This window comes from Synechococcales cyanobacterium T60_A2020_003 (genome assembly GCA_015272205.1).
Taxonomy (GTDB): Bacteria; Cyanobacteriota; Cyanobacteriia; order RECH01; family RECH01; genus JACYMB01.
This window is the reverse complement of record JACYMB010000117.1, coordinates 1-9,044: the sequence shown is the minus strand read 5'-3', so window position 1 is coordinate 9,044 and position 9,044 is coordinate 1. Positions and strand designations below refer to the sequence as shown.

The 9,044-nt window shown below is 50.3% G+C and carries 8 protein-coding genes; 4 read left to right on the top strand and 4 right to left on the bottom strand.

Annotated elements, in window-relative coordinates; all coding sequences use genetic code 11:
- The coding region (locus tag IGR76_06175) for a TetR/AcrR family transcriptional regulator (GenBank protein MBF2078105.1) at nt 1-620 on the top strand (620 nt) is incomplete at its 5' end.
- Nucleotides 621-690: 70 nt separating this feature from the next.
- Here IGR76_06175 and IGR76_06170 read toward each other — a convergent pair.
- A complete protein-coding gene (locus IGR76_06170) occupies nt 691-2,031 on the bottom strand; it encodes a trans-splicing intein-formed DNA polymerase III subunit alpha C-terminal partner DnaE-C (GenBank protein MBF2078104.1) in 1,341 nt (446 codons plus the stop codon).
- 356 nt (nt 2,032-2,387) lie between these two features.
- On the opposite strand from IGR76_06170, the gene IGR76_06165 reads away from it, so the two are divergent.
- The 3 genes from IGR76_06165 (at nt 2,388) to IGR76_06155 (ending at nt 5,745) form a co-directional block, all read left to right on the top strand.
- Nucleotides 2,388-3,236, top strand: a complete 849-nt coding sequence (locus tag IGR76_06165) for a hypothetical protein (GenBank protein MBF2078103.1) — start codon at nt 2,388-2,390, stop codon at nt 3,234-3,236.
- Between the two features lie 12 nt (nt 3,237-3,248).
- On the top strand, nt 3,249-4,715 hold the full coding sequence (locus IGR76_06160) for a hypothetical protein (GenBank protein ID MBF2078102.1): 1,467 nt from the start codon (nt 3,249-3,251) through the stop codon (nt 4,713-4,715).
- Between the two features lie 727 nt (nt 4,716-5,442).
- Nucleotides 5,443-5,745 (top strand): hypothetical protein, encoded by a 303-nt coding sequence (locus IGR76_06155; GenBank protein MBF2078101.1) that lies wholly within the window; start codon nt 5,443-5,445, stop codon nt 5,743-5,745.
- Between the two features lie 10 nt (nt 5,746-5,755).
- Here the strand turns inward: IGR76_06155 and IGR76_06150 are convergent, their stop codons facing one another.
- The 3 genes from IGR76_06150 to uraD form a co-directional block, all read right to left on the bottom strand.
- On the bottom strand, nt 5,756-6,118 hold the full coding sequence (locus IGR76_06150; protein ID MBF2078100.1) for a sulfite exporter TauE/SafE family protein: 363 nt from the start codon (nt 6,116-6,118) through the stop codon (nt 5,756-5,758).
- 214 nt (nt 6,119-6,332) lie between these two features.
- Nucleotides 6,333-8,042: an urease subunit alpha gene (gene ureC, locus IGR76_06145; protein MBF2078099.1), complete on the bottom strand. Its 1,710-nt coding sequence runs from the start codon at nt 8,040-8,042 to the stop codon at nt 6,333-6,335.
- Nucleotides 8,043-8,179: 137 nt separating this feature from the next.
- Nucleotides 8,180-8,671, bottom strand: coding sequence for a 2-oxo-4-hydroxy-4-carboxy-5-ureidoimidazoline decarboxylase (gene uraD / locus IGR76_06140; protein MBF2078098.1), 492 nt, complete (start codon nt 8,669-8,671; stop codon nt 8,180-8,182).
- Nucleotides 8,672-9,044 lie beyond the last annotated feature (373 nt).

Sequence of the window (9,044 nt, the reverse complement as noted above, 5' to 3'; positions counted from 1 at the left end):
TTTCGCGCACGCCTCCCACCGAAACTGAAACCCAAACTCGCATCTTAGACGCCGCCCGCAAGCTCTTTGCTCGACGGGGCTATGATGGCACAACTACGCGAGAGCTAGCCCAGGCTGCCGGGGTTGCAGAGGGCACGTTATTTCGCCACTTTGAAAACAAAAAGGCCATCTTGATAGAAGTGGCAACTCAGGGTTGGATTGAGATTCTGACCGATTTGTTGACAGAACTGAGCGAGATGGGTAGCTATAAGGCGATCGCCCAGGTGATGAAACGTCGCATGATGAATCTCCACGCCAATGCGGATCTCCTCCGGGTTTGCTTTTTAGAAGCGCAGTTCCACCCCGATTTGTGCGATCGCATCCAGGCGGAAGTGATTTCCAAAATGACCGATGTGGCCGAAGCTTTCTTCCAAACCGCAATGGATCGGGGGGGCTATCGCCAAATGAATCCCCGCATCGTCGCTCAGGTCTTTCTCGGCATGTTCACCGTAGCCGGATTCAGCCGCGACACGATCATGAAGGAGGACGCCTCCCCCCGCGCGATGCAGGAAATGGCGGAAGGGATCGCGGATATCTTTCTCAATGGGGTTCTAGTGCCGCAATCTGCGGAGGAAGGCTAAGGAAATTAGATCCCCTAGATCCCCGGTTTTTCAAAAAACGGGGATCCGGGCGCTCATATTTCTGCGCCATTCAGTTATGGCTGATTAACGCGGTCGCGCTGGCAGCAAATCCGGCAGACTTGAGCGCACTCACGGTCAACGACGGATCAGAGACGCGGAACTGAGCACCTAGCCGGACAAACCGACGGTGCCCATTGGAGGCAATCTTAGCAATCACTGGAATCTTGCCCTCCTCGTCACTTCCCTTGTGTTCCAGCAGAACCGTCTTCAGACGATGCTGTTGGGCGATATCCCCCGCAACCTCTGGCGAAAGCTCTACCATTACCAGTTGCACATCGTCTACAGGTTCAGCGTCATCAATGATCATCTGGGTGCGATCGTCCCGTCTGTCCACCTTGCCCCAGATCATCAGTCGCGCATCCGCTTCAATGTACTGACCAATGCGCTCAAAGGACTTCGGAAATACAACGCCTTCCACCTGTCCCGTTAGATCCTCCATTTGCACAATTGCCATGCGATCGCCCTTTTTGGTCACGACAGGTTTCACGCTGGCCAGCATCACGATTGCACTCAGGGTCACGTTGTCGGGCTGTTCGGCCAATTGATTCAGGCTAATCGGCGCGAGCACCTTAGCGGCCTGCTGGACGGACTTCAGGGGATGGTCAGAAATGTAAAAGCCGAGCAGGTCTTTCTCTAACTTCAGCTTCTCCTGAGAGGGAAAATCTTCAACGGAGGGGGCAGAGGGAGCGGTTTCAAACGTAGAGGTGGTGCCACTGCCCATGCCCCCCAACATATCGAACAGGTTGCCCTGTCCTACTTCCCGATCCTTCGCACGGGACTGCGCCCACTCCAGCACCAGATCCAGATCGTGCATCAACTGGCGACGATTGGGATTAATGCAGTCCATCGCCCCGCACTGAATCAGGGCTTCTAATGCTCGACGGTTGACGGTTCTGGAATCGACGCGATCGCACAGATCGGCTAACGACTTGAACACTCCTCCCTCATTGCGGGCTTCGAGGAGATGGGCGATCGCCCCTTGTCCCACGTTCCGCACTGCCGATAGGCCAAAGAGAATGCTGTCCCCTACGGGCGTGAAGTCAATATCGGAGCGGTTGATGTTGGGCGGCTCCACCTGAATCCCCATCTTCACGCAGGCGTTGATATAGTCGTAGACCTTAGTTTGGTCGTCGCTGTTGGCGGTGAGCAGAGCCGCCATGTATTCAACGGGATAGTTAGCCTTCAAATACGCTGTTTGGAAGGTGACGTAGCCGTAGGCCGTAGAGTGGGATTTGTTGAAGCAGTTGGAGGCGACCAGACCATTTGCGAGGAGAAAGTTATGGTCGTGTTCAACGCCAATGTCATAGACGGGCTGAATACCGAGAGATTGACAGCTGACAATTTTAACCACGTTCATTGCTCCTTGTCACGTACTGGATCGCCTGAGTAAAACAGGGATCAGGCCTAGATTGTAGCGAACTTATGGGCCGATGGCGCATAGAAAATCTGAGCCTATTTAAGTGATAGTCTACACTAGCGGGAATGGATGCCAATTGCTTACCAAAGCATCGCAACAGGACTCCATCCAATAGAAATGCAACACACCCAATCATAAACACGGAACTCTAAGCACTTTGACCGAAATTCGTCAGATTTCCTTGATCTTCTTTCAGTGATTTTCCTGAACTCTGGCTTTCCCGCAGTATATACAATTAACTCAAACAATACAGTCTAAGTCTTGCCCTTGCATCATCATCGAGTCGTCTTATGCTGAATAGTGGATTGAAAAAGGAAGCGCTAGAAGCGCTGAAGAGAGCGGTTGAAGCATATGAGCATGCATTCAAAGTCGTTACCGACAAGTCGGGAGATTTGTATCAAAAACGGAAGTCCACGGCAGACCAAGTCATTCAACTGTGTGAACGCTACATTAGCGCGCTAGCAAATTCACCAAAAGAGTTTGATAAGTCTATCTCGGAATTTAAAGCAGAATATTTTCGATTCACTGAGCTAGCCAGAGAAATTGAGCTTGAATCTCGGAAACATGAACAGATTAGTGGCTCCGTGGCAGGTGCAGGTGCAGCCGCAGGGGTCGGAGTAGCTGCTTTTGGTCCAACAGCCGCTATGGCAATTGCGACAACATTTGGCACAGCCTCTACAGGTACAGCGATTTCAGCTTTGTCTGGTGCAGCAGCTACCAATGCTGCGTTGGCTTGGTTAGGTGGCGGTGCTCTTGCAGCAGGGGGTGGGGGTATGGCTGCGGGTAACGCGTTACTAGCTCTTGCTGGCCCTGTTGGCTGGACAATTGGTGGTGTTGCTTTGGCAGGAGGATTATTTCTTGCCAGCAAGAAAAATGCTGACGTTGCAGAGAAAGCTACTCAGGAAACAGTACGCGTGAAAAGCGATACTGCTAAGTTACAGGCAGCGTCAAGAGAAATAGATGAACTCCTAAAACTGACTCAAAAACACGTCGATGGTGTGCGGAATCAACTGAAAGAACTTGTCAACAACGCTCCAAAAGACTACAAAAGCTTTACGAGATCCCAAAAGGAGACTCTTGCCGCGTTGATTAACAACATCGAATCTTTGTCGATGCTTTTGAATAAAAAAATCGCTTGAGCCTAACATCTCATGAAAGAAAATATTCATCAGACAATCCAGATCATTGCAGAATTGGTTAGAGCTGGAAATGTCAGCCGTGATCAAGAGTTAGCTCGATCCCTGAGTCAGCAAGATAATGCCTTACTTCAAGCATTGAAGCAGATAAAGTGGGTGGAAGGAAAGATTGGCACTCCTGAAAGGCTTTTAGGCAGTGAGAAAACTAAGCACGGTGAAATTGCTGAAATAGTAGAAGTTGGTATTCGCAATGCACGTGACTTGTTAAATCGGCAATTACCAACCGCAAGATGGCTTGGAGGTTCTGAGCGATTTTCTTCTGCTGATTATCAAATTTCAGGTATCGATGTACAAGCAAAGTTTATTAAAGGGACAGGTAGCAATTTAGATCATGTTCTGAAACACCTGCAGAAACACAATTACTTTGGGCGGGATAATTCCTACTATCATGTCCCAAAGGATCAATATGAAATCATGCAGCGGATCGCTAGAGGGCAGTCCGTTGAAGGTTTACTACAAGATGGTAGTCCGCTTTCCCAAAAATCGATTAATGGGATTCAGGCGAAAATTCGTGAAATCGAACAGTTGTCAGGAAAGCCATTTGAGCAAGTCGTTAAGCCCAGTATGTCAACCTATGCTGAAGTTCAGCAGGGTGAAGTTCACAAAACTCTTGATCGTCATGAAGCTGATTTGAAAAGTGAAAACGACAAACTTAAAAGTGACATTCAGGTAGAACATCAGCCTAGTTTTGGGGAGATGGCTCGTGTTTCTGCAATTGGTGCAGGCGTTGGAGCAGGCTTCAAAGTTACCTTCAAGCTGTATGAAAAATGGAAAGAAGGTAAAAACCCATTCAAAGGGGATTTTACACAAGCAGATTGGCAAGATGTGGGAATCGCTGGGTTGCAAGGCGGAGTGACGGGCGGAATTTCGGGAGCAGCAATCTATGCTTTGACCAACTTCGCCGATTTGTCAGCTCCCTTTGCAGGCGCTGTCGTTAGTGCCAATTTTGCGATCGCCAATTTGGGCAAACAATACGTGAAGGGAGAAATTACCGCTGATGAGTTTCTAGAGCTAGGGCAAATTGTCTGTGCAGAATCTGCGCTTGTAGCGATTAGTACTGCGGTTGGACAAACTCTTATTCCGATACCTGTTGTTGGAGCAGTTGTAGGTTCTATTGCAGGTCGAATGGTTATTGATTTTGGCAAAAAATACTTAGGTGAAGAGTCTGAGAAATTAAAACAACGATTAACTGAATACTACAATCGATGCCTAGACAGAATTGATCAAACCTATCGAGATGTAGTTGCAAGCATCATGATCGCGTATGAGCGTTTAGGAAATTTAACGGATGCTGCATTTGATGTCACTCGAAACACAGCGCTTAGACTTCAGGCAAGCGTTGATTTGGCTATCGAATACAGAGTCCCTACTTCCAAAATTATTCATACTGTGGATGAGTTGGATGCATTTATGATGTCCTAGATTTTTGTGTTCCCAAACACTTGTGACGTACTCCCGACACCGATGCAAACATACGGTGCGGGCTTCTCCCACCGGAAGTGTTCTACCACTGGTTACCGGGTTCGAGCTTTTTATAGTGAGGAAGACGCCCAGCCCCACTGTTGACAATTTTTTCCACCAAGGAGGTTTGCTGTGCTGTTTCAAAAATGCTCTCTATTGCAACCTTGGAAACGGGAGACTTGCGGCCTAGGCCTACGGGTCGGTCAACTCCAGTTGTCGGTCGAAAGCGTACCTATCAGGGGAAATCAACCCTGCGATGCTTAGCCAATTATACCAGGCTGGCGGTTTGCTCGTCTCCCCTCTCCGCCGCCCCGCGATTGCTTGGCATAGCTGCAAGGGGGACTCGCAACCGCCCCGCTTTCATCCCGACACTCGCCTTCGGCAGAGTGCGGGGCTTTCACGGAGAAGCTAAATCATAAGGCGGAACTCTATGCTTTACGGCTAAATCTTGTTAAAGCTCATTCAGGGCTTCTGGAGCTTCACCAATGGTTTGCTGTGCCGCATGTCGGATATGAAGAATCCGAACAATAGATTCATCCTGATCTTCTAAAACCGTAAAGAGAATCTGGTAAGAGTTTCTTCCCTTTCCATACAGCAGTTTTCCGGATTACGGTGGCTTACGCGAGTACCGTTAACACTTAAGGCAGCCTCCGAGTTGGTCAACCAAGTGTCAGAGGCTGCGTTTCAGATGCCAAAACTGGAGAGGTATCGAATCGCCAGTGTGTGTTGTGCCTATGGCGGTGTTCAGCAACGCTGGTTTGTGGTTGAAAGCCAGGAGCGCAAGCAGGCTGAACAGCGATCGCTCTCGAATCCTCCAATTTTTCAGCTCCGCTTGTCGGCGTTACTACTTGCTTTGTTGAAGACGGAACTAAATCCTCTTGTGCCAGTTGAACGTGCGAAAGGTGGGATCTACAGTTGGATGCAACACATTATGTTCGAACATTACGCGATGTTCAAATATAATCTGTCTCCATTTCAACCGATGCATTGACCGATAGCATTTAGCGTCCCATCATCATTTTTAGCGCGATCATCAGCATGGCTCCCCCAAATATCCGCTCCAGGAGTATATTCGGGATGTAGGTTGCTAGCCGTGCCCCAAATAGGCTACCAATGACGAAGCCCACGCAAATACAGATCGCAATGCGGATATCCACATATCCCTCACGGTAGTACGTCCAGGCTCCCAGTAATCCAATCGGTGGAACTAGCAGCGCCAGAGTTGTCCCCTGCGCCATGTGTTGCGATAGCCCAAATACAAATACAAGGGTGGGTACGATAATCACGCCACCCCCGATCCCAATGAGTCCACTGATGAACCCTGCAGCGATACCCAACAGGATGAACAGAAAAATTTGCGTCATGGGTTTACCTCAGAACCTCTCAAATCTAGTGTCTAAAAACCAGTACGAAGAGGAATTCCATAAACGCGATAGGTTGTAGAACACATTAGGACAGAAGATACAGCCTTGACCCCCACTCTTTGTACGGGCGGGTTCTGCCCTTTACATTGGCATCTGCCGGGAGCTATCGGCTAAACCCGCCCCTAGCCGTCTGTTGTGGCAATGGTCTCACCCCTCAAAATAGAAAATATCGTTGCGCCATCGGGAGCACCTTGGCAGGCGTACAGAGGAGCAATTCACCATCTGCTCGTACCTCATAGGTTTCTGGGTCTACTTCCATATGCGGTTGATAGTCGTTAAGCTTCATGTCCTGCTTGCCAATATTGCGCGTATTGGATACGGCGACGGCAGCTTTCTGGAGCTTGAGATAACCAGGAATTCCCTGCGCCAGGGATGCCTTAGAGACAAAGGTTAATGAAGTAGTGGCGATCGCCCCTCCAAAACTGGCGAACATCGGACGCATGTGTACCGGTTGCGGGGTGGGAATACTCGCATTGGCATCGCCCATTTGTGCCCAGGCAATCATGCCACCTTTCAGTACCAGTTCCGGTTTCACGCCAAAGAAGGCGGGTCGCCATAGACAGAGATCCGCGAGTTTTCCTTCCTCCACAGACCCAACGTGATCGGCAATGCCGTGGGTGATCGCAGGATTGATCGTGTACTTAGCGATGTAACGCTTGGCACGGGTGTTGTCGTTGCGATCGCTGTCGCCGGATAGGGCACCCCGTTGCTCCTTCATTTTGTGCGCCGTTTGCCAGGTGCGGATAATCACCTCACCGACCCGCCCCATCGCCTGGGAGTCGGAGGCAATCATGCTAAAGGCTCCCAGGTCGTGGAGGATATCTTCAGCGGCGATCGTTTCGCGGCGAATGCGGGACTCGGCAAAGGCGACATCTTCGGGAATACTACGGCTGAGGTGGTGGCACACCATCAGCATATCCAGGTGTTCTTCCAAGGTGTTGACCGTGTAGGGTCGAGTCGGATTGGTTGAGGAGGGCAGTACGTTGGTTTCGCCACAGACTTTGATGATGTCGGGGGCGTGTCCGCCTCCGGCTCCCTCAGTGTGATAGGTATGGATGGTTCGTCCCTTAAAAGCGGCGATCGTATCTTCAACAAATCCAGCTTCGTTCAAGGTATCGGTGTGAATCGCCACCTGCACATCGTAGAGATCCGCCACACTGAGACAGGTATCAATCGCTGCTGGAGTGGTTCCCCAGTCTTCATGGAGCTTTAGGCCGATCGCCCCTGCCATCACCTGTTCAATCAGTCCCGGTTGTTGGGCACTGTTGCCTTTTCCTAAAAAGCCAAGATTCACCGGAAAGGCATCGGCAGCTTGCAGCATGCGATAGATATTCCACGGCCCCGGTGTGCAAGTGGTGGCATTGGTTCCGGTGGCTGGCCCCGTTCCGCCGCCGATCATCGTGGTGACACCTGAGGCGATCGCCGTTTCAATCTGCTGAGGACAAATAAAGTGGATGTGGGCATCAATGCCGCCCGCTGTGAGGATCATGCCTTCTCCGGCGATCGCCTCAGTTCCAGGGCCAATAATAATGTCAACGTTGTCTTGAATATAGGGGTTTCCGGCTTTGCCAATTTTGTAAATCCGTCCATCTTTGATACCAATGTCAGCCTTTACAATCCCCCACCAGTCCAGAATCAGAGCATTGGTAATGACAACATCTACGGCTCCCTCGGCGTTGGAAATTGGCGATTGCCCCATGCCATCCCGAATGACCTTGCCCCCGCCAAATTTCACTTCATCACCGTAGGTTGTAAAATCTTGCTCGACTTCAATGATGAGAGAGGTATCGGCTAAACGGACGCGATCGCCCACGGTGGGGCCATAGGTTTCCGCATAGGCACGGCGATCCATGCGATAGCTCATAGGGACTCCTTCCAAATCAACACAGGACAGAGAGCCGATCTCGATGGGCTGAGGCGAATGACCTGATCCAACGACATCACGCACAACCAGAACACTAACATGGAACTTTGCGATCGCACCTCTATGTTGGCGAAACGTTATATGGTTTCCAGGCGAAATTTTGCAATGGCCTTGATCTCGGTCAGGGCTTGCTGAAGTTCGGTCGCAGGGTCGGAGTTCAGCCGTTCCTCAAAGGCGGCAAGAATACTCTCTTTGGTATGATTGCGAACGGCAATGATGAACGGAAATTTAAATTTCTCTTTGTAGGCTTGATTCAGGCGTTGAAAGCGTTCGTACTCTGCCGGACTGAGGCGATCCAGTCCGGCGCTGCTTTGCTCTTGCACGGAGGCCTTCGCTATTTTCGCGTTGCTGCCCAAATCCGGATGGACACACACAAGGGCAAGTTTCCGATCAGCAGATAGTCCATCGACCACGGTTATCATCGCCTGATAGAGATCGTCAACGATCTCAAAGGGTCGTTGTTCCCAGGCTTGAGCGGCGATCGCCGGGGTATGTTCAAAAATAGAGCCAAAGACTTGCACAAACTGATCTTGACTCATCTGATTAATGTCGTGTAGAGAGTAGACCATAGAAAATTTAGTACCTCACCCATTTTTGTGCGATACTCCATGCGATTCATTTCTCCCCCAATCTGGGCGATCTGCTTACCCAAACCCAGATGGTTCAAAACCTTCACGCCATTCGACCAGAGCGAAATCCCAGCGCCAACGGGTCGCAGATCTGGAACGCGATCGTAAATTTCGACCTCTTAACCCGCTTGGGTTAAGGCAATACCTGCTGTCAATCCCCCAATGCCTGCGCCGATGACGACAACTTTCAAATTCTCCATAGGAATTTATGCATTCCGAAACACCAGTGAACCCATCATTAGATCCCATTGCATGTGACATCCTCCCGACGCTCACCCTATCGGGTAGAGCGCGGGCTTCCCCAGATCGCTCT